This is a genomic window from Mycobacterium sp. NGS57 (assembly GCF_059812405.1).
Window position 1 is genome coordinate 1 of sequence record NZ_JCALCP010000005.1, and the last position, 20,002, is coordinate 20,002.

Here is a 20,002-nt window from a genome sequence, read left to right on the forward strand (position 1 = left end):
TCTAGCGCAATGCGCACCTCCCGGCGTCGCCGTTCAGCGTTGTCGTGGCGCAGGGCCTTTTCCGCACGGAACGCGGCGGCCCACAGGCTTGTCGTCAGATAGGGATCGGCTCTGAGGCGTGACGGCCGCGCGGCATCCAGTTTTCGGTCGAAACTGTCGATCAGGTGACCGACTTCTGCTGGAACTGTCGCGGAGCGCTGCAGCAACTTCGTCGTGTCGTTGACGCTCTGCAGCAGCTCGCTGAGCCCGCTTTCCAGCGTCGTCGTAGTCATGTCGCTATGATACGACATATTTGCGCACGCCGCCCAGACTGCGTCTTCTCCCTGCTCCGAGACCCGAACTACGGTGAGATCAGCCGGGGCGGCGGCCCAGGATTCCGCGGGACATCCGGACCGGTTGGCCCTCGGCCATTTCGACGACCTCCAGCCAGCCGCCGGGGGCGATGTAGTGTCGCTCGACGTCCTCGCGGTGCATATGGATGACCAACACCCCCGCGTCGGTGACCTCGTAGTCGTCGAAGGCCCCGTAGTCGCGCGGTTCGCCGTTGCTGAACACCACCGTAAACGCCACGCGCAGAGTCTAACCGTCGAGCGCCAGGTCCTTGCGGAAGCGCTGCATGCCGTCGATCTTGTCCGCCAAAGACGCGTCCGGCCCGGCGTAAAACATCCACGGCATGGTGATGATGCCGGTGATGCCGGCATCGGCGGCGCGCCGGTAGTCGGCGGTGGTGAACGCGTCGGTCAGCGGCGTCAGGACGGTGAAATCGTCCATCGTCAAACCGTTTTCGGCCCGCAGCTGGCGCAGCCGGCCCACCGCCTCGATGGCGCGGTCGGTCTTGATCAAATCGCCGATCCAGCCGTCGTGGCGGGCGGCGCGGCGCAGCGCAATGTCGCTGAGCCCACCGACGTAGACCGGGATCGGCGGCGGGGTCGGCTGCATCTCGAGCCTCGGCGCCCGATAGAACTCGCCCTCGAATTCCGTCCAGCCCGGCGCCCACAGCGCCCGCATCAGCTCGATCATCTCGTCGGTGCGCCGGCCGCGGGCGTCGAACCGCTCCCCCATCAACGCGAACTCCTCGCGGCACCAACCGACGCCGATGCCGAGCTCCACCCGGCCCGACGCCAAAACGGCCGCGGTGCCAATGGCTTTCGCCGCCGAGTACGGATTGCGCATGGCGGGGATGTAGACGGTGTTCACGAACCGCAGCCGGGTGGTGACCTGGGCCAGCGCGCCGACGAGCACCCACGGGTCGGGCCAGTCGGTGAACGGCTGCCAGCGCCGCTCCCCGTCCTTGGTGTACGGGTACGGCGTGTTCAGGGTCTCCAGGTTGACGACGTGATCGGGAATCCCGATCCCGTCGTAGCCGAGATCGTCGGCGGCCTTGGCGATCTCGACGATCTCGGAGGTGTTCAGAAACGCGCTGCTGATGTAGAACTTCACGGCGATTCCCTCGCCCACGACGGCTCGATGAAGACGCCCTCCGCCTCGACGGTGACCCCTGCGGCGTCCGAGATCGTGCCGCGGGCAAAGACTTTGACGCCTTCCTTGCGGTCGATCCAGGCCTCGGACCGCAGCGGCCCCAGCGGGGTGCCGCGCAGGTACTTCACGGTGATGGTTCCGGTGAACCGCGGCTTGGACAGCCCCTCGCTGGCCGCTTCGCCCAGCATGTGGTCGAGGACCAGAGCACTCACCCCGCCGTGCACCAGCTTCGGCGGGCCCTCGTAGGCCACGCCGAGCACAAACTCGCTCCAGCACCGACCGCCGCCGTCGTGGTGGACGATGACGGGCGGCGCGATCGGATTGCCCAACCCGATCGCGGCGTTGCCCAGCGTCAACGGTCGCGCGTCGTCGACGCGGTAGCTCACCCCGGCCGGCCGGGTCCGTTGCCGCAACGACGCGGTGACGGCCTCGATCGCCGAGCGCGCCTCGGCGACGACGTCGTCGTCGGCCTCGGTGCGGATGGTGGCGTCGATGAGTTCCCGGACGGCGTCGGCGAGCGGCGCATACCGGGCCGTCGCCCGTTGCGCCTCGTCCGCGCTGACCACCTCGAAAATGGCATCCAACGCGCCGGCCTCCTGACTCAACTCCCGAACACCTTCCGCACGACGGCCTTCGCTCGCCGCGTCACCCGAAGATAGTTGTCCAGGAATTCGCTGCCGTCGTCGGTCGGCCAGCCCGCGGCCACCGCAACCGCGTTCAGCTGCCGGCCGGGGCCGGGCAGCTGGTCGGTGGGCCTGCCGCGGACCAGCACCAGCGCATTGCGGGCCCGGGTGGCGGTCAGCCAGGCCTGCCGCAGCAGGTCGACCTCGCCGGCGGGCACCAGGTCGGCCTCGGCGATCGCGTCCAGCGACTCCAGCGTCGACGTGTTGTGCAGGGCCGGGATCTCGTGGGCGTGGCGCAGCTGCATGAGCTGCACGGTCCATTCGATGTCGGCCAGTCCCCCGCGGCCCAGCTTGGTGTGGGTGTTGGGATCGGCGCCGCGCGGCAGCCGCTCTGACTCGACGCGGGCCTTGATGCGGCGGATCTCGCGCACGGCCTCGGCCGACACCCCGTCGGGCGGGTAGCGCGTCTTGTCGGCCATCAGCAGGAAGCGCTCGCCCAGGTCGGCGTCGCCGGCGACGGCGTGCGCGCGCAGCAGCGCCTGGATCTCCCAGGGCTGGGCCCACTGTTCGTAGTAGGCCGCGTACGACGCCAGCGTGCGGACCAGCGGGCCGTTGCGGCCCTCGGGGCGCAGGTTGGCGTCGACGTCCAGCGGCGGGTCGACGCTGGGGGTGCCCAGCAGCGTCCGGATCTGTTCGGCGACCGTCGTCGACCACCGGACTGCCTGCGAATCCTCGACGCCGGGGGCGGGCTCGCAGACGAACATCACGTCGGCGTCCGATCCGTAGCCCAGCTCGGCGCCGCCCAGCCTGCCCATGCCGATGACCGCAAGCGCCGCCGGCGCGCGGCCGTTTTCGGGAAGGTTGGCCCGGACCATCGCGTCCAGGGCGGCCTGCAGCACGGCCACCCACACCGCCGTCAGCGCCTGGCACACGTCGCGGACCTCGAGGAAGCCGAGCAGGTCCGCGGAGCCGATGCGGGCCAGCTCGCGGCGGCGCAGCGTGCGCGCGCCGGCGATCGCGCGCACCGGGTCGGGGTAGCGGGCCGCCGCAGCCACCAGCGCGCGTGCCCCCGCGGCCGGCTCGGTCTCGAGCAGCTTGGGCCCGGCCGGGCCGTCGCTGTAGTCCTCGATCACCCTGGGCGCTCGCATCAGCAGGTCGGGCAGGTAGGCGGAGGTCCCCAGCACGTGCATGAGCCGCCGCGCCACCGCCGGCTTGTCGCGCAGCGTGGACAGATACCAGTTCTCCCCGCCCAGCGCCTCGGACAGCCGCCGGTAGGCCAGCAGCCCGCCGTCGGGATCGGGCGCATACGACATCCAGTTCAGCAACCGCGGCAGCAGCACCGACTGCACCCGGCCGCGCCGGCCGCTCTGGTTGACCAGCGCCGACATGTGCTTCAGCGCGGTCTGCGGCCCCTCGTAGCCCAGCGCGGCCAGCTGCCGCTCGGCGGCCTCCGACGTCATGCCGTGCGAGATCTCCAGACCCGCCGGCCCGATCGACTCCAGCAGCGGCTGGTAGAAGAGCTTGGCGTGCAGCTGGGACACCCGCACGTTTTGGTGTTTGAGCTCCTCGCGCAGCACCCCGGCCGCGTCGTGCCGGCCGTCCGGGCGGATGTGCGCCGCGCGCGCCAGCCAGCGCACCGCCTCGTCGTCGTCGACCTCGGGCAGCAGGTGGGTGCGCTTGAGCCGCTGCAGCTGCAGCCGGTGCTCGAGCAGGCGGAGGAACTCGTAGGAGGCGGTGAGGTTGGCCGCGTCCTCGCGGCCGATGTAGCCGCCGTCGCCCAGCGCGGCCAGCGCGTCCACCGTCGAGGCCACGTGCAGCGAGTCGTCGCCGCGGCCGTGCACCAACTGCAGCAGCTGCACCGCGAACTCCACGTCGCGCAGCCCGCCGCTGCCGAGTTTGAGTTCGCGCCCGCGGACCTCGGCGGGCACCAGCTGCTCCACCCGCCGGCGCATGGCCTGCACCTCGACCACGAAATCCTCGCGCTCGCAGGCGACCCAGACCATCGGCAGCAGCGCGGCCAGGTAGCGCTCGCCGAGTTCGGCGTCGCCGACGGCCGCCCGGGCCTTCAGCAGCGCCTGGAACTCCCACGTCTTGGCCCAGCGCTGGTAGTAGGCGATGTGCGACTCGAGGGTGCGCACCAGCTCGCCGCTGCGGCCCTCGGGGCGCAGCCCGGCGTCCACCTGAAAGAAGGCCTCCGAGGCGACGTTCATCATCTCGCCGGCCACCCGCGCGCTCGTCGCGTCGGCCCGCTCGGCGACGAAGATGACGTCGACGTCGCTGACGTAATTCAGTTCGCGCGCACCGCATTTGCCCATCGCGATGACCGCCAGGCGCGGGGGCGTCTTGTCGCCGCACACGCTGGCCTCGGCCACCCGCAGCGCGGCCGCCAGGGCCGCGTCGGCCAGGTCCGACAGCTGCGCCGCCACCACCGTGAACGGCAGCACCGGCTCGTCCTCGACCGTCGCGGCCAGGTCCAGCGCGGCCAGCACCAGCAGCTGGTCGCGGTAGAGGGTGCGCAGCCGCGTCTGCGCCGAATCCGGGCCGGCCGCCCCGGCGCACTCGGTGAACGTCGCGAGCAGCTCATCGCGCGACGGCAGCCGGGCCTTGCCCCGCAACAACTTCCACGACTGAGGGTGGGCGGCCAGGTGATCGCCGAGCGCCAGCGACGAGCCGAGCACCGCGAACAGCCGCCCGCGCAGGTCCCGTTCGGTCAGCAGCGCGGCGTTGAGCTCATCCCATCCGGCGCCGAGTCCCTCCGACAGCCGCACCAGGGCGCGCAGCGCGGCGTCGGGATCCGGCGCGCGCGACAACGACCACAACCGGTCCACGCATTCGGGATCGTCTCGCTCGTACCAACCCAGCCGCGTCAGCCATTCCCCGGCGGTGGGATCGACCAACCCGAGCCGGCCCACGCTGGGCAGCCGGGGTCGTTCCGTCACGGGTTTGGTCACGACCACGACCGTAGCGCAACCGGGTGACCGCTCGGGCCGTGTCGCTACAGCGACAAATAGGTGCTCAACTCGTAGGGCGTGACGTGGCTGCGGTAGTTCGCCCACTCCGCGCGCTTGTTGCGCAGGAAGAAGTCAAACACGTGCTCCCCCAACGTTTCCGCGACGAGCTCGGAGGCCTCCATCGCCTTGAGCGCGCTGTCCAGGCTGGTGGGCAGCTCGCGGTAGCCCATCGTGAGGCGTTCCTCGGGCGTGAGGTCCCAGACGTTGTCCTCGGCCTGCGGGCCCAGCACGTAACCCTTCTCCACGCCGCGCAGCCCGGCGGCCAGCAGCACCGCGAACGTCAGATACGGGTTGCACGCCGAGTCGGGGCTGCGCACCTCGATCCGCCGCGACGACGTCTTGTGCGGCGTGTACATCGGCACCCGCACCAGAGCCGACCGGTTGGCCGCGCCCCACGACGCCGCCGTCGGCGCCTCGCCGCCCTGCACCAGCCGCTTGTAGGAGTTGACCCATTGGTTGGTGACCGCGCTGATCTCCGAGGCGTGCTCGAGGATCCCGGCGATGAACGACTTGCCCACATCGGACAGCTGCAGCGGGTCGTCGGCGCTGTGGAAGGCGTTGACGTCGCCCTCGAACAGGCTCATGTGGGTGTGCATGGCCGAGCCGGGATGTTCGGCAAAGGGCTTGGGCATGAACGACGCCCGCGCGCCGTTCTCGATCGCGACCTCCTTGATGACGTAGCGGAACGTCATCACGTTGTCGGCCATCGACAGCGCGTCGGCGAAGCGCAGGTCGATCTCCTGCTGGCCGGGCGCGCCCTCGTGGTGGCTGAACTCCACCGAGATGCCCATGGATTCCAGCGACTCGATCGCGTGGCGGCGGAAGTTGGACGCCGAGTCGTGCACCGCCTGGTCGAAGTAGCCGGCGTTGTCGACGGGCACCGGCCGCGTCCCGTCGTCGGGGCCGGGCTTGAGCAGGAAGAATTCGATCTCGGGGTGCACGTAGCAGGAAAACCCGAGGTCGTTGGCCTTCTGCAGCTGGCGGCGCAGCACGTGGCGCGGGTCCGCCCACGACGGCGAGCCGTCGGGCATGGTGATGTCGCAGAACATCCGGGCGGAGTGGTGGTGGCCCGAGCTGGTGGCCCAGGGCAGCACCTGGAACGTCGACGGGTCGGGGTTGGCCACGGTGTCGGATTCCGAGACCCGGGAGAAGCCCTCGATCGAGGATCCGTCGAAGCCGATGCCCTCCTCGAAGGCGCCTTCGAGTTCTGCCGGGGCGATGGCCACCGATTTGAGGTAGCCGAGCACGTCGGTGAACCACAGCCGGACGAAGTGGATGTCCCGTTCCTCGAGGGTGCGCAGGACGAATTCCTTCTGGCGATCCATGACCCGACACTAGGCAACGACTGTTAAATCCGTGTTACCGCCTCCCGGTCAGAACGGTCGCCGTCTCGGTTGAAGGGTTCAGGAACGGCACCGCAGCGCGGGCGGCAGCGCCCCGGCGACGAAATAGCGCACCACCGCGGTGTCCACGCATTGGTCGCCGTTGAACACCGCGGTGTGCTGGGTGCCGTCGTAGGTGATCAGCGGGGCGCCCAGTTGGCGGGCCAGGTTCACCCCGGCCTGGTACGGGGTGGCCGGGTCGTGCGTGGTGGAGACGACGACGGCCTTGCCCGGCGGGGCGGGCGGGGCGGCGTGCGGCCGGGACGTGGCCGGCACCGGCCACAGCGCGCACAGGTCGCGGGGGGCGTTGCCGGTGAACTGCCCGTAGCTCAGGAACGGCGCGACCTGGCGCATCCGTTGATCCGCGGCCACCCAGGTCGCCGAGTCCGTCGGTGTCGGCGAGTCGACGCACCGCACCGCGTTGAACGCGTCCTGGTCGTTGCCGTAGTGCCCGTTTTTGTCGCGGTCCTCGTAGTCGTCGGCCAGCAACAGCAGGTCGTCGGCGCCGGTGCCGTGCTGCAGCCCGAGCAGGCCGCTGGTCAGGTACTTCCAGTGCGCCGGGGTGTACAGCGCGTTGATGGTGCCGGTGGTCGCGTCGGCGTAGCTCAGGCCGCGCGGGTCCGAGGTGCGCGCCGGCCTGGTGACCAGCGGGTCGACCAGGGCGTGGTAGCGGTTGACGAACTGTGCCGGGTCGGTGCCCAGCGGGCATCGCGGCGAGCGCGCGCAGTCGGCGGCGTAGTCGTTGAAAGCCGTTTGGAATCCGGCCATTTGGTTGATGTTTTCGGTGACCGGGTCCACCGTCGGGTCGATGGCGCCGTCGAGCACCATCGCGCGCACGTGGGCGCCGAACCCCTCGAGGTAGGCGGTGCCCAGCTCGGTCCCGTAGCTGTAGCCGAGGTAGTTGAGCTGGTCGTCACCCAGCGCCTGGCGCACCATGTCCATGTCGTGCGCGGCCGAGACGGTGCCGACGTTGGCCAAAAAGCCGTTGCCCATCCGGGTGGCGCACTCCTGGGCCAGCTGACGGTAGAGCTGCTCGATGTGCGCCACGCCGGCCGGGCTGTAGTCGACCATCGGTTCGCGCCGGAACGCGTCGAACTCGGCGTCGGTGCGGCAGCGGACCTGCGGGGTCGAGTGGCCCACGCCGCGCGGGTCGAACCCGACGAGGTCGAAGTTGCGGCCGATGTCGGTGTCTTCGAGGTCCGGCGCCATGCTGGCGACCATGTCGACCGCCGACGCGCCCGGCCCGCCCGGGTTGATGAACAGCGACCCCATCCGTCGTCCGGTCGCGGGCACCCGGATGACCGCCAGCTTGGCTTGCGCGCCAACGGGATTGGCGTAGTCGACGGGGACGGACACGGTGGTGCATTGCGCGGTGGGGACGTCGCTGGTGTCGCTCAGGAACGGGGTGCAGTTGCCCCAGTTCTGCAGCCGCGCCGCCGCGGGCGGCGGGGCCGGGCTCGGGGTCTGGCCGGCGCCGGGTTCCGGGGTCGCGCCGGCCACCGGCGGTTGCGCGGCGACAAGCAGCCCGAACGACAGCAGCGCCGAGCTCAACGGTCTGCGGCGCGACATGGCTGTCAATGTTTGCAGCCGCGCATACCCGTGGAGGCGCGAAATGGTTACGCCTTGGTCTCGGCCCACCGGTTCGCCGAGCGTGCAACCATGGCGAAAAACCGGCCAAAATCAGCCGAAATCTCGCCACCACTTCACGTTCGGCGGAACCGACCTAGCACTTCGCGCCGCTCGGCGGCGTGTCGCCGCCGATCAGATACTCCGTCACGTAGTCGTCGATGCAGCTGTCGCCCTGGAAGACGACCGTGTGCTGGGTTCCGTCGAAGGTCAGCAGCGAGCCGCGCAGCTCCTCCGCCAGGTCGACCCCGGCCTTGTACGGCGTGGCCGGGTCGTGCGTGGTCGACACGATCACCGTCGGCGCCAGGCCCGGCGCCGAAATGGGGTGCGGCTTGCTGGACGGCGGCACCGGCCAGAACGCGCAGGTGCCCAGCGGCGCGTCCCCGGTGAACTGCCCGTAGCTCATGAAGGGAGCGATCTCGCGCGACCGGCGGTCCTCGTCGATCACCTTGGCGCGGTCCGTAATCGGCGGCTGGTCGACGCAATTGATCGCCACCCGCGCGTCGGTGGCGTTGGTGTAGTGGCCCTTCGGATCGCGGCGCATGTACATGTCGGCCAGCGCGAGCATGGTGTCGCCGTGGTGGTCGACCATCTCGGACAGGCCGTCGGTCAGGTGGTGCCACAGCGACGGCGAATACAGCGCCATGATCGTGCCCACGATCGCGTCGCTGTAGCTCAACCCGCGCGGGTCCTTCGTCGGCATCGGCCTGCCGACCATCAGGTTGTCGGGATCGACCAGCGGGTCGACCAGGCTGTGGTAGACGTCGACGGCCTTGGCCGGGTCGGTGCCCAGCGGGCAGGTCGGCTGCTTGGCGCAGTCCGCGGCGTAGTGGTCGAACGCATCCTGAAATCCCTTGGCCTGGCGCAGGTCCGCCTCGACCTGGTCGGCGTTGGGGTCGACGGCGCCGTCGAGGATCATCGCCCGCACCTTCGTCGGGTAGGCCTCGGCGTAGGCGGCGCCGATGCGGGTGCCGTACGAGTAGCCGAGGTAGGTCAGCTTGTCGTCACCCAGCGCCGCGCGGATGGCGTCCAGGTCGCGCGCGACGTTGACCGTGCCCGCGTTCGCCAGGAAGTCCTTGCCCATCTTGGCCACGCAGCGGTCGATGAACTGCTTGGTCTCGTCCTCCATGTGGGCCACCCCGGCGGGGCTGTAGTCGACGTTGGGCTCCCTGCGCAGCCGGTCGTTGTCGGCGTCGGAGTTGCACCAGATGGCCGGGCGCGACGAGCCCACGCCGCGGGGGTCGAAGCCGACCAGGTCGAAGCGGTCGCGGATGCGTTTGGGCAAACTCTGCACGACGCTCAGCGCGGCGTCGATGCCCGACTCGCCGGGCCCGCCCGGGTTGATCACCAGCGAGCCGATCCTGTCGCCCGTCGCGGGAAAGCGAATCATCGCCAGGGCGGCCACCTCGCCGTTGTCGAGGTGGTCGTAGTCGACGGGCACGGCCAGCTTGGTGCACATCGCGCCGCCGGGGATCTTGGCCTTGGGGTTGGACGAGCGACACGGCGTCCATTCGATCGCCTGGCCCAGCTTGGGCCCCTTCATGACGGCGCGCCCGGTGACCACGCGCAGGCAGCCGGCCACCGTCAGCGCCACGGCGGCGATCGCGGTCCAGACCAGCAGCGTGCGCGCGAAGTTACCCCGGCGAGACGACCCCATGCCCACCTATGCTGCCAGAGCGATCCTGAGATTCTGATTAACGGGCTAACCCGCGGCCGCCAGCAATTCCTCCATCGCCACCGGAAAGTCGTCGGCCATCGCCCACAGGTCCGGCAGCAGTTCCGGGCACGAGATCAGCCCGACGTCCAGCGTGCCGCACAGCGACATCACGGTCACGTTGAGCCCCGAACCGTGGAAGATCGGGCCCAGCGGATACATGGCCTTGACCTCGCAGCCCAGCAGGTACAGCGGGACCTGGGGACCCGGCACGTTGGAGACGACCAGGTTGTGCACCGGCATGCTCGAGGTCAGCCGCGTGCTGGCATACAGCCGCATGGCGACGCTGTAGACCGCCGGCGCGGCGAACTGCGACCAGTCCTGCAGCAGGGAGGCCCCGATGGCCGAACTGTGTTGCTTGGCAACCGAATTCGCCTCGGCGATGGCCTTCAGGCGCACGGCCGGGTCGGCGACCTGGGTGTGCAGGCTGGAGAACATGGCCGAAACCTGGTTGCGCCCGGGACGATCCGTCTTGCCGTGCACCGACACCGGCACAGAGGCCACCAGCGGCGCGTCGGGCAACGCGTTGCGCTCGGCCAGGTATTGCCGAAGGACCCCGGACACCAGTGCCATCACCACGTCGTTGACCTTGACGCCGAACCGGTTCTTCACGCGCTTGACGTCCTCGAGGTCCAGCTGGGCATACGCGATGTTGCGGCGGCCGGTGATCCTGGCGTTGAACGCGGTCCGCGGCGCGGCGAACGGCCGCGCCATGGCCTGACCCTCGAGGGCCTTGCGCGCGGTCGCAACGGCCGACGACACGGTTTGGGGCACCACGTTGGCCAGGTGCAGTGGCCGGCTGGCGAACCGGAGCAGGCCGCCCGCCGCGATCCGCCACCCGCTGGCACCGCCGACGCCGTCCACCGGATCCGGTGCGGGCGCGTCGGCTTCGGTCGCACACAGCTGCGACATCAGGTTGGCGCCGGTCACCCCGTCCACCCCGGAGTGGTGCACCTTGGTCATCACCGCCAGTCGCCCGTCGCGGCTGTCGGTGCCCGCCACGCCCTCGATGACCCACATCTCCCACAGTGGCCGGCGCCGGTCCAGCGGCAGCGACGCGATATGGCCGCAGATCTCCGACAGCTCATTGCGCCCGCCCGGCGCCGGCAGCCCGATGCGGTGCAGATGACGGTCGACGTGAAAGGACGCGTCGTCCACCCACACCGGGTGATCCAGATTCAGCGGATTGTCGGCGAGCTTCTCGCGGAACTGCGGCATCGCCTTCAGGCGCAGCGACAACGCGTCGCGCAGGCGGTCGAAGGTGTAGCCGCCCGGCATGGTCGACGTGTCCGCCTCGATGATCGAACAGACATGCATCGGCTGTGCGGAGGTCTCCAGGTAGAGGAAGCTGGCGTCGAGTCCGCTGAGCCGCTGCATAGGGCAAATGGTATGTCGCGCGCCACACCCCGGTGCAATTGCGCTGAACAGATGGCAGAATGGCGAAAGTCAGACGAACCCGGGGACCCCAAGCGGCCACGAGGATCGACCCGACCATTACCAGGGACAGTGATGTCTGAGCAAAACGTCTACGGTGCCAACGCGTCCAAGCCGACCAAGATTCGCACCCACCACCTGCAGAAAATGAAGGCCGAGGGCCACAAGTGGGGCATGCTCACGGCCTACGACTATTCGACCGCCCGGATTTTCGACGAGGCCGGCATCCCGGTGCTGCTGGTCGGTGATTCGGCCGCCAACGTCGTGTACGGCTACGACACCACCGTGCCCGTCTCGATCGACGAGCTCATCCCGCTGGTGCGCGGGGTGGTGCGCGGCGCCCAGCACGCGATGGTCGTCGCCGACCTGCCGTTCGGCAGCTACGAGGCGGGCCCGGCCGCCGCGCTGGACTCCGCCACCCGATTCATGAAAGAGGGCGGCGCGCACGCGGTCAAGCTCGAGGGCGGGGAGCGGGTGGCCGAACAGATCGCCTTGCTGACCGCCGCCGGCATCCCCGTCATGGCCCACATCGGCTTCACCCCGCAAAGCGTGAACAGTCTCGGCGGCTTCAAGGTGCAGGGCCGCGGCGACGCGGCGGAGCAAACCGTGCACGACGCGATCGCCGTCGCCGAAGCCGGCGCGTTCGCGGTCGTGATGGAAATGGTGCCCGCCGAGTTGGCCACCCAGATCACCGGCAAGCTCACGATCCCGACCGTCGGGATCGGGGCCGGCCCCAACTGCGACGCCCAGGTGCTGGTCTGGCAGGACATGGCCGGGCTGAGCGACGGCAAGCCCGCCCGCTTCGTCAAGCGCTTCGCCGACATCGGCGGCGAGTTACGCCGGGCCGCAGTGCAATACGCCCAAGAGGTTGCCGGCGGCACGTTCCCCGCCGAGGAGCACTGCTTCTAACCGCGGGCGCAAGTTTGCTGAAAACCCTTGTGTGACACGGTGGTACGCTTGCTCTGTACGCAATCCTAAATCCGTGAGCGGGGGTGGCTGGTGCGCCGCCGCACTGTCTTGAAGCTGCCGTTGCTGGTGGTGGGCGGCGCCGCCCTGGCCCGGGCACCACACGCCTTCGCCGGGTCGCCAAGATCGAGCCGGTGGTCCCCCGACCGCGCCAACCGGTGGTATCAGGGGCAGGGCTGGCTCGTCGGCGCGAACTACATCACGTCCAACGCCATCAATCAGCTGGAGATGTTCCAGCCCGACACCTACGATCCCCGGCGCATCGACATCGAGCTTGGCTGGGCACAGCTGCACGGGTTCAACACGGTGCGGGTATTCCTGCACGATCAGCTGTGGGCCGAGGATTCCCGGGGGTTCCACGACCGCCTCGCGCAGTTCGTCGACATCGCGGCGCGCCACGGCATCAAGCCGCTGTTCGTCTTCTTCGACTCGTGCTGGGATCCGTTCCCGCGCGCGGGCCGCCAGCGCGAACCCAGACCCGGCGTCCACAACTCCGGGTGGGTGCAGAGCCCGGGCGCCGAGCGCCTGGGTGACCCCGGTTACGCCCGCACCCTGCGCGGCTACGTCACGGCGGTGCTGACCCAATTCCGCGACGACGACCGCGTTTTGGGTTGGGACCTGTGGAACGAGCCCGACAATCCCTCGCACCACTATCGCGCCGTCGAGCGCGCCGACAAGCTCAACCTGGTCGCCGAGTTGCTGCCGCAGGTGTTCGCGTGGGCGCGCTCGGTCGGGCCCCGCCAGCCCCTGACGAGCGGCGTGTGGGACGGCGAATCGGAAGAGGATGCCGGGCTGCGCGACACGATCAGCGGCATTCAGCTCGACAACTCCGACGTCGTCACGTTCCATTCCTACCGCGAGCCCGCCGACTTCGAGGACCGCGTCGCGGAGCTCGAAGCGCACGGACGGCCGATCCTGTGCACCGAGTACCTGGCCCGCACGCTGGGCAGCACCGTCGAGGGCATCCTGCCAATTGCCAAGGCGCACAACGTCGGCGCCCTCAACTGGGGGCTGGTCGCCGGCAAGACCCAGACCTACCTTCCCTGGGACTCGTGGGACCATCCCTATCCGAGGCCGCCGGACGTGTGGTTCCACGACCTGCTGGGCCCCGACGGGCACCCCTTCCGGGACAGCGAAACCCAGACGATCAGCCAGCTGACCGGGGTGGCGATGCACCTCAACCCGTCCCCATAGGCGGGTGTGGCAGGCTGTGGCTGTGGCTGTGAAAGCGCCGAAAACCTCCCGCCACGTGGAGGTGGAGCGCAAGTTCGACGTCCTGGACTCGACGGTTTCGCCGTCGTTCGAGGGCATCGCCGCTGTCGCACGCGTCGAGAACGCACCGCACGAATCGCTGGACGCGACCTACTACGACACCCCCGCGCAGGACCTGGCGCGCAACAAGATCACGTTGCGGCGCCGCACCGGCGGCCACGACGCGGGCTGGCACCTGAAGTTGCCGGCGGGGCCCGACGCGCGTACCGAGGTCCGCGCGCCGCTGGACGCGGCCGGGCGGGACTCCGTGCCGGACGAACTGCGGGACATCGTGCTGGCGATCGTCCGCGACCGCCCGCTCGAACCCGTCGCGCGCATCAGCACCGACCGCGAAACCCAGGTGCTCTACGGCGCCGACGGGGCCGCGCTGGCCGAGTTCAGCAACGACCGCGTCACCGCCTCGGCCGCCGGGGACACCGGCGCCGAACAGCAGTGGCGCGAATGGGAACTCGAACTCACCAACGGTGCGGCCGACACCGAGCTGTTGGGCCGGTTGAGCAACCGGCTGCTCGACGCCGGCGCCGCGCCGGCCGGGCACGCCTCCAAGCTGGCGCGCGTGCTCGGCGCGCAGGTTCCGCCCAACGGGACGCGGCCACCCGCCGACCCGGTGCACCGCGCGGTGGCCGAGCAGGTCGCCGAGCTGTTGGTGTGGGACCGCGCGGTTCGCGCCGACGCCGACGACGCCGTGCACCAGATGCGGGTGACCATCCGCAAGCTGCGCAGCCTGCTGGCCGAGGCCGGATCGTCCGATGATGGCTGGCTGCGCGACGAGCTGCGCGAGCTGGCCACCGTGCTGGGCGCGGCCCGCGACGCCGAGGTGTTGGCCGAGCGCTACCAGCAGGCGCTGGACGCGCTACCGCCCGAGCTGGTGCGCGGGCGCATTCGCGATCGCCTCGTCGCGGGGGCGCGGCGCCGCTACCGGACCGGGCTGCGGCGGTCGTTGATCGCGATGCGCTCGCAGCGCTACCTGCGCCTGCTCGACGCCCTCGACGCCTGGGTGGCCGAGCGGCCCGCTACCGGAGGGCCGCCCGAGCCGGTCACCATCGACGCCGCCTACCGGAAGGTCCGCGGGGCCGTGAAGGCCGCCGCCCGGGTCGAACCGGACGCCGAGCACGAACGCGACCTGGCGCTGCACCGAATCCGCAAGCGCGCCAAGCGGCTTCGCTACACCGCGGCGGCCACCGGCGCGACGGCCGTGTCCGAACGGGCCAAGGCGCTGCAGACGCTGCTGGGCGACCACCAGGACAGCGTGGTCAGCCGCGAACACCTGATACATCAGGCCGAGGCCGCGCACGCCGCCGGCGAGGACACTTTCACCTACGGCCTGCTCTACCAGCACGAGGCCGACCTGGCCGAGCGATGCCGCCACCAGCTCGACGACGCGCTGCGCCACCTGGCCAAGGCCGTTCGCTAACGGCTCAGCGGGGCGGGGCGGACGAGCTGGCCTGTAAGCCGGATTCTGTTCCCCGCCGCCGCGGCATAAGCAACGGCAGCGGAGCGGCGACCATCCATCTGGACACACCGTTGCCGGGTGCCTCGAGCGGCCTACCCGCAGGCTCGGGCGAGCAGCCCTCGAGCGCCTGCGCGGCCGCACCGGGTGCGGCCTTCTTGGCCTTGCTTCGGGTGGGGTTTGCCTAGCCACTCCGGTCACCCGGAGTGCTGGTGCGCTCTTACCGCACCGTTTCACCCTTACCACCGCGAGGGTGGCGGTTTGTTTTCTGTGGCACTTTCCCGCGAGTCACCTCGGATTGCCGTTAGCAATCACCCTGCTCTGTGAAGTCCGGACTTTCCTCGAATCGCCTTGCGACGATCCGCGGCCGCCCGGCCAACTCGTCCGCGACGCTCCACGGTACTCGTCGCGCATTCCGCTGACCAGCGGCATTGACCATCGCGCAATTTAATTAGCCATTGCTAAATAAACATGTTGGTGCCACGCTGACCGCATGACGGAAACGGAAGGGTTTGTCGACCAGGCCATGATGGGCCTCGCCGAGCCGCAGCCCATGTACAAGGCGCTGCGCGAATCGACCCCGGTGCTCCGCTCGCCGCAGGCGGTGGTGCTCAGCCGCCTGGCCGACATCGAGATGGCGCTCAAGCACACCGAGCTGTTCTCGTCGAACATGGACGCCGTCGACCTCGGCAACGTGCGCCCGCTCATCCCGTTGCAGATCGACCCGCCCGACCATGCGAAGTACCGGCGCATCCTCGACCCGCTGTTCACCCCGCGCGAGATGGCCCGGCGCGAACCCCGCGTGGCCGAACTGGTCAACGAGATGATCGACCGCTTCGCCGGCCGGGGCGAATGCGACTTCCACGAAGAGTTCGCCGTGCCGCTGCCCTGCACGGTCTTTTTGCAGCTGCTCGGGCTACCGCTGGAGGACCTCGACCAGTTCCTGGTCTGGAAGGACGGGGTGATCCGCCCCGAGGGCGACTCCGGCTTCGACCGCCGCCACGAGGCGTCCGCGGGCGTGGCGCAACAGATCTACGACTACTTCGAGCGCGCGATCGACGACCACATCGCCAGCCCGCGCGACGACGTCCTGTCCGCCATGATCGCGGCGAACTTCAAGGAGGAGGGCGGGCCGCTGTCCCGCGAGGAGCTGCTCGACATCTGCTTCCTGTTCCTCATCGCCGGGCTGGACACCGTCACCGACTCGCTCGACTGCTTCTTCGTCTACCTGGCGCGCCATCCCGAACACCGACACCAGCTCATCGAGCAGCCCGACATCCTGCCCAGCGCCATCGAGGAGTTGTTGCGCTGGGAGACGCCCGTGCCGGGCGTGGCCCGCGTCTGCATGCAGGACACCGAGGTGGCCGGATGCCCGATCAGCAAGGGCGAACGGGTCAGCCCGCTGCTCGGCGCGGCCAACACCGACCCAGCCGAATTCCCCGACCCCGACCTGGTGGACTTTACCCGCAGCCCCAACCGCCACCGTGCGTTCGGCGGCGGCCCGCATCGCTGCCTGGGGTCGCACCTGGCGCGCATGGAGCTGCGGGTCGCGCTGCGCGAATTCCACCGGCGCATACCGGATTACGAGATCAAGCCCGGCACCCAGCTGACCTACACCGCGGCGCTGCGGTCGGTGGAGTCGCTGCCGCTGGTGTTCCCGGTGTCATGACCCGCGTGGTCGTCGACGCCGAGCTCTGCACCGGGCACGGCCGCTGCTACACCCTGGCGCCCGACGTCTTCGATGCCGACGAGGTGGGTCACTGCGTCGTGCGCGTCGAGGACGTCTCGGGCGACCTCGAGGCGCAAGCCGTCATCGGCGAACAAAACTGCCCGGAGGGTGCAATCACCCTGTCCCGCTGAGGATTCAGGCGTGCCGGGGCGAAAGGACAAGGCCCCCAAGAGGAACGCGAGTACAGTGGTTTGATGGCCGCCGCTCCGTCCAGCGATCGGATGATCGCCGGGGTCGCGGCAGCGGCCGTCTCGCTCGGCGTGGCCCAGCTGGCGGGCATCCCGTTCGGCGCGCGGGCCGATGCGCGGTCGGCGATCGGTTCGGTGGCCGTCGACCTGACACCGGGGCCTGTCAAAGAGTGGGCGATTCAGTCGCTGGGCTCGCTGGACAAGCTGTTCCTGGCCATCGTGGTGCTGGTGGCGATTGCCGCGATCGCCGCGATCGCCGGGACCCTCGAGACCCGGCGACGCCCACTGGGCAGCGCCGTGATCGCCGCGGCGGGGGTCCTGGGATGCCTCGCCGTGCTGTCGCGGCACGGTGCGACGGCACTCGACACGATCCCCACCGTCGTGGGCGCGGCCTGCGGCGTGGCGACCCTACGCGCGCTCACCCGCCGTTCCCCACCGGCTCCGGAGGACGGGCCGGACGCCGGCAGGCGCCGATTACTCGTGTGGGGGCTGCTCGGATTCGGGGTGGCGAGCGGGGTGGCGGGAGCCGTCCTCACGCGGTTGGTGCATTCGGTGGCCGCCGACCGCAGCGGCTTCGCATTTCCCCGGCCGCGCACCCCGGTGCCGCCGATACCCGCGGACGTGCAACCGAACGGCGTTGCGCTGCCGAGCTTTATCACCCCCAGCGCCGACTTCTACCGGGTGGACACCGCGCTCGTCGTTCCCCAACTCAGCCGCGGCGACTGGCGGCTGCGCATCCACGGCATGGTGGACCACGAAGTCACGTACGGCTTCGACGACCTCGCGCACTTCGAGGTCGTCGAAAAGGTGACCACCTTGACGTGCGTGTCGAACCCCGTTGGCGGCGAGCTGATTTCGACTGGCATCTGGACGGGCTACCGGGTGGCCGACCTGCTGGCCGCCGCGGGCGTGCACACGGATGCCGACATGGCGCTCTCGACGTCGGTCGACGGGTTCACCGCCGGCACGCCGGTGCAGGCGCTCACCGATGGCCGCGACGCGCTGCTGGCGGTCGGGCTCAACCGTGAGCCGCTGCCGATCGAGCACGGCTACCCGGCGCGGCTGGTGGTACCGGGGCTCTACGGCTACGTGTCGGCCACCAAGTGGGTCGTCGAGCTGGAGCTGACGCGCTTCGACAAAGCGGCGGCGTACTGGACACGGCAGGGCTGGGCGCCGCGGGCACCCATCAAGACCGAGTCGCGCATCGACGTGCCGACCGCCGGCCAGCAGGTGCCGACGGGACCGGTGATGTTCGGCGGGGTGGCGTGGGCACAGAATCGCGGCGTGCGGGCCGTGGAGGTCCGCATCGACGACGGCGAATGGCGGCCCGCGCAACAGGGTGCGAGCTACTCCAACGAGACCTGGCGGCTCTGGAGCTTTCCCTGGCAGGCGAAACGCCCCGGGGCACATAGCATCACCGTACGCGCGACCGACAACACCGGGGCCGTCCAAACCGCGGATGTGGCCAGTCCCGCTCCCGACGGCGCCACCGGCTGGCACACGGTGGCCTTCACCGTGGTCTAGGCGCGAAGTTTGCGCCAACTGAATGCGGCGATCACGATGCCGATCAGTGCCGTGATGGGACCGATGACCGACCAGGTCGTGGTGTTGCTCATCGGGCTACCACCGAGCACCCCGAATCCCTGCAGCGCCCAGATCAGGCCGAACAGTGCCACGATCACGCCGAGCGCGAACGTCACGACGAAAGTCCTTTTCATACCGGGATGCTAAGCGCTCGAGCCGGTTTTACGGACCGGCGAAATCCCCGACTGCGGTCATTTTCCGTCCGTCCGAGGCGGTGGCGAACCCGGCGGACGTGAAGGCGCAGTTCAGGATGATCGCGCGGTGCGGAGGACTCGCCATCCACTGGTCGACCGCCGCGCTGGGCGTCGCGGCGGGTCCGGTGGCCCAGTACACGATCTCGCCGGTGCGGTTGGCCCTGTAGCCCGCATCCGCGATGCGGGTCTGCGGGGAAGAGCCGTCCGAACCGGTGTGGCCGTCCACACCGTTCCTCAGCATGTCGTCGGCGTGCCGCTGCGCGGCCGCAGTCAACCGTGGGTCGTCGCCGAGCGTGCCGCACGTCTGGCGAACCCGGCTGACGCCGTTGAACACCGCGGCCGAATTGTCTGCTCGCGCAACAGCACCAGAACCGGTTCCCAGAGCGCTGATGAACGCGGTTCCCACCGCGCAGATGCCGACGATCTTGGCTTGCCTCGTCATGGTGCCTCTTGCCCCCGCACTGACTTGTTTCTGGCAAATCAATGCTATCCACCGCCGACTGTGAAAAGTCAAGGGTCGGCGGCAAGCGGGGCTCAGCGCGCGGCGACGAAGTCGCGGAACCGCTGCGGAACCTCGGATGCCTCGACCTTGGTGAAGAAGTCGGGCGTCGTGACGGCGCTGTAGGTTTCCTCGCCGACGATGAAGCCCTCGGCATCGAACGGCCAGACGATGAGCATGCGCAGCGTCAAGAGGTAGAAGGCGTTTTGGTCGTCGACGGGAAAGCCCCGCAGCGCCACGTCGGCACCGTAGTAGAGGGAGCGCATGTAGCCTTCGGTGACGATCGTGTCGTCGTCGACGACGATCCGGTCCATCGCCAGTTCGAGAAACCACTGGCCGCCTTTCACGATCGTCTCTTCGTAGAAGGTCCGGACCGCGGCCCGTCCCACCGGGCTCATGTCCGGCGGTGCGCCCCAGGCGACATACCGCGGCTCCACGGCCAGCGTTGACATCACGAGATCGAGGTCCAGCTTGGCCTCGCCCACGGCATGGTCGAGAAGCCGCCTGAGCATCAGCAGATGCCGGGGGTTGGTGGTCCTCGCGATCCGCTCTTCGATGAGCCGGAAAGTCTTGGTCGGGTCGATGAGCTCGGTCATGAAGGTCCTTCCCGCGGGCGACCTGACGAAGCTTTCCACGGCGCGACGAGTCGCGGGGGCTTTCCTCCCATTGGGCGCGAAAGCGGAACCGCAGCGATCGAGGGTGAACCTACGGCTTTCAGTGTGAACGGAGGGCGGGATCCCGGCGATCTTCCCCGCCCGCCATTCACATCCGAAGCCGAGGATTCACAATGGAAGCCCGGGGCGCACACTCGCCGCCCCAACGACCACCGCCGTCACACGAGCCACTCGAGC

The 20,002-nt window shown here is 69.6% G+C and carries 18 protein-coding genes and 1 other RNA gene; 6 read left to right on the top strand and 13 right to left on the bottom strand.

Going from position 1 to position 20,002, the window contains the following annotated elements:
- The 9 genes from AC5Y43_RS10910 to AC5Y43_RS10950 all read right to left on the bottom strand — a co-directional run.
- Positions 1 to 272, bottom strand: a 272-nt coding sequence (locus tag AC5Y43_RS10910; protein ID WP_499972248.1) for a hypothetical protein, incomplete at its 3' end; no start/stop codon positions are given.
- A gap of 79 nt (positions 273 to 351) precedes the next feature.
- Positions 352 to 570 (bottom strand): hypothetical protein, encoded by a 219-nt coding sequence (locus AC5Y43_RS10915; protein WP_499972249.1) that lies wholly within the window; start codon positions 568 to 570, stop codon positions 352 to 354.
- A gap of 9 nt (positions 571 to 579) precedes the next feature.
- Positions 580 to 1,440: a TIGR03619 family F420-dependent LLM class oxidoreductase gene (locus AC5Y43_RS10920; protein ID WP_499972820.1), complete on the bottom strand. Its 861-nt coding sequence runs from the start codon at positions 1,438 to 1,440 to the stop codon at positions 580 to 582.
- Positions 1,437 to 2,084, bottom strand: coding sequence for a PaaI family thioesterase (locus tag AC5Y43_RS10925; RefSeq protein ID WP_499972251.1), 648 nt, complete (start codon positions 2,082 to 2,084; stop codon positions 1,437 to 1,439). Before AC5Y43_RS10925 ends, AC5Y43_RS10920 begins: the two co-directional genes overlap by 4 nt.
- A complete protein-coding gene (locus AC5Y43_RS10930) occupies positions 2,081 to 5,059 on the bottom strand; it encodes a bifunctional [glutamine synthetase] adenylyltransferase/[glutamine synthetase]-adenylyl-L-tyrosine phosphorylase (protein ID WP_499972252.1) in 2,979 nt (992 codons plus the stop codon). Before AC5Y43_RS10930 ends, AC5Y43_RS10925 begins: the two co-directional genes overlap by 4 nt.
- Before the next feature lie 38 nt (positions 5,060 to 5,097).
- Positions 5,098 to 6,438, bottom strand: a complete 1,341-nt coding sequence (glnA, locus tag AC5Y43_RS10935; protein ID WP_499972253.1) for a type I glutamate--ammonia ligase — start codon at positions 6,436 to 6,438, stop codon at positions 5,098 to 5,100.
- 78 nt (positions 6,439 to 6,516) lie between these two features.
- A complete protein-coding gene (locus AC5Y43_RS10940; RefSeq protein WP_499972255.1) occupies positions 6,517 to 8,073 on the bottom strand; it encodes an alpha/beta hydrolase in 1,557 nt (518 codons plus the stop codon).
- Positions 8,074 to 8,218: 145 nt separating this feature from the next.
- A complete protein-coding gene (locus AC5Y43_RS10945) occupies positions 8,219 to 9,784 on the bottom strand; it encodes an alpha/beta hydrolase (RefSeq protein WP_499972256.1) in 1,566 nt (521 codons plus the stop codon).
- Positions 9,785 to 9,823: 39 nt separating this feature from the next.
- Positions 9,824 to 11,212 (bottom strand): WS/DGAT/MGAT family O-acyltransferase, encoded by a 1,389-nt coding sequence (locus AC5Y43_RS10950; RefSeq protein ID WP_499972257.1) that lies wholly within the window; start codon positions 11,210 to 11,212, stop codon positions 9,824 to 9,826.
- A 132-nt stretch (positions 11,213 to 11,344) separates the two neighbouring features.
- Between AC5Y43_RS10950 and panB the strand changes: the two genes are divergently transcribed.
- The 3 genes from panB to AC5Y43_RS10965 all read left to right on the top strand — a co-directional run bounded on the left by panB (position 11,345) and on the right by AC5Y43_RS10965 (position 14,921).
- Complete coding sequence (gene panB, locus AC5Y43_RS10955) at positions 11,345 to 12,178, top strand: 3-methyl-2-oxobutanoate hydroxymethyltransferase (RefSeq protein ID WP_499972258.1); 834 nt, start codon at positions 11,345 to 11,347, stop codon at positions 12,176 to 12,178.
- Positions 12,179 to 12,268: 90 nt separating this feature from the next.
- Positions 12,269 to 13,429 (top strand): cellulase family glycosylhydrolase, encoded by a 1,161-nt coding sequence (locus tag AC5Y43_RS10960; RefSeq protein ID WP_499972259.1) that lies wholly within the window; start codon positions 12,269 to 12,271, stop codon positions 13,427 to 13,429.
- Positions 13,430 to 13,451: 22 nt separating this feature from the next.
- A complete protein-coding gene (locus tag AC5Y43_RS10965; protein WP_499972261.1) occupies positions 13,452 to 14,921 on the top strand; it encodes a CYTH and CHAD domain-containing protein in 1,470 nt (489 codons plus the stop codon).
- Between the two features lie 18 nt (positions 14,922 to 14,939).
- Here AC5Y43_RS10965 and rnpB read toward each other — a convergent pair.
- Positions 14,940 to 15,340, bottom strand: an RNA gene (gene rnpB / locus AC5Y43_RS10970) — RNase P RNA component class A.
- A 110-nt stretch (positions 15,341 to 15,450) separates the two neighbouring features.
- On the opposite strand from rnpB, the gene AC5Y43_RS10975 reads away from it, so the two are divergent.
- From AC5Y43_RS10975 to AC5Y43_RS10985, 3 genes are all read left to right on the top strand, one after another.
- A complete protein-coding gene (locus AC5Y43_RS10975; RefSeq protein WP_499972262.1) occupies positions 15,451 to 16,626 on the top strand; it encodes a cytochrome P450 in 1,176 nt (391 codons plus the stop codon).
- Complete coding sequence (locus tag AC5Y43_RS10980; protein ID WP_499972264.1) at positions 16,623 to 16,817, top strand: ferredoxin; 195 nt, start codon at positions 16,623 to 16,625, stop codon at positions 16,815 to 16,817. Before AC5Y43_RS10975 ends, AC5Y43_RS10980 begins: the two co-directional genes overlap by 4 nt.
- Positions 16,818 to 16,880: 63 nt before the next feature.
- On the top strand, positions 16,881 to 18,398 hold the full coding sequence (locus AC5Y43_RS10985; protein WP_499972266.1) for a molybdopterin-dependent oxidoreductase: 1,518 nt from the start codon (positions 16,881 to 16,883) through the stop codon (positions 18,396 to 18,398).
- On the opposite strand, the gene AC5Y43_RS10990 is transcribed toward AC5Y43_RS10985, so the two are convergent.
- From AC5Y43_RS10990 to AC5Y43_RS11000, 3 genes are all read right to left on the bottom strand, one after another.
- Positions 18,395 to 18,592, bottom strand: coding sequence for a hypothetical protein (locus tag AC5Y43_RS10990; protein ID WP_499972267.1), 198 nt, complete (start codon positions 18,590 to 18,592; stop codon positions 18,395 to 18,397). The genes AC5Y43_RS10985 and AC5Y43_RS10990 overlap by 4 nt on opposite strands.
- 28 nt (positions 18,593 to 18,620) lie before the next feature.
- Positions 18,621 to 19,094: a CAP domain-containing protein gene (locus AC5Y43_RS10995; RefSeq protein ID WP_499972268.1), complete on the bottom strand. Its 474-nt coding sequence runs from the start codon at positions 19,092 to 19,094 to the stop codon at positions 18,621 to 18,623.
- A 92-nt stretch (positions 19,095 to 19,186) separates the two neighbouring features.
- A complete protein-coding gene (locus tag AC5Y43_RS11000) occupies positions 19,187 to 19,747 on the bottom strand; it encodes a nuclear transport factor 2 family protein (protein ID WP_499972269.1) in 561 nt (186 codons plus the stop codon).
- Positions 19,748 to 20,002 lie beyond the last annotated feature (255 nt).

Coding starts and splice junctions, on each gene's coding strand:
- AC5Y43_RS10980 (WP_499972264.1), top strand. CDS start 16,623: ATGACCCGCGTGGTCGTCGACGCCGAGCTCTGCACCGGGCACGGCCGC.
- AC5Y43_RS10995 (WP_499972268.1), bottom strand. CDS start 19,094: ATGACGAGGCAAGCCAAGATCGTCGGCATCTGCGCGGTGGGAACCGCG.
- AC5Y43_RS11000 (WP_499972269.1), bottom strand. CDS start 19,747: ATGACCGAGCTCATCGACCCGACCAAGACTTTCCGGCTCATCGAAGAG.
- AC5Y43_RS10985 (WP_499972266.1), top strand. CDS start 16,881: ATGGCCGCCGCTCCGTCCAGCGATCGGATGATCGCCGGGGTCGCGGCA.
- AC5Y43_RS10950 (WP_499972257.1), bottom strand. CDS start 11,212: ATGCAGCGGCTCAGCGGACTCGACGCCAGCTTCCTCTACCTGGAGACC.
- glnA (WP_499972253.1), bottom strand. CDS start 6,438: ATGGATCGCCAGAAGGAATTCGTCCTGCGCACCCTCGAGGAACGGGAC.
- AC5Y43_RS10990 (WP_499972267.1), bottom strand. CDS start 18,592: ATGAAAAGGACTTTCGTCGTGACGTTCGCGCTCGGCGTGATCGTGGCA.
- panB (WP_499972258.1), top strand. CDS start 11,345: ATGTCTGAGCAAAACGTCTACGGTGCCAACGCGTCCAAGCCGACCAAG.
- AC5Y43_RS10975 (WP_499972262.1), top strand. CDS start 15,451: ATGACGGAAACGGAAGGGTTTGTCGACCAGGCCATGATGGGCCTCGCC.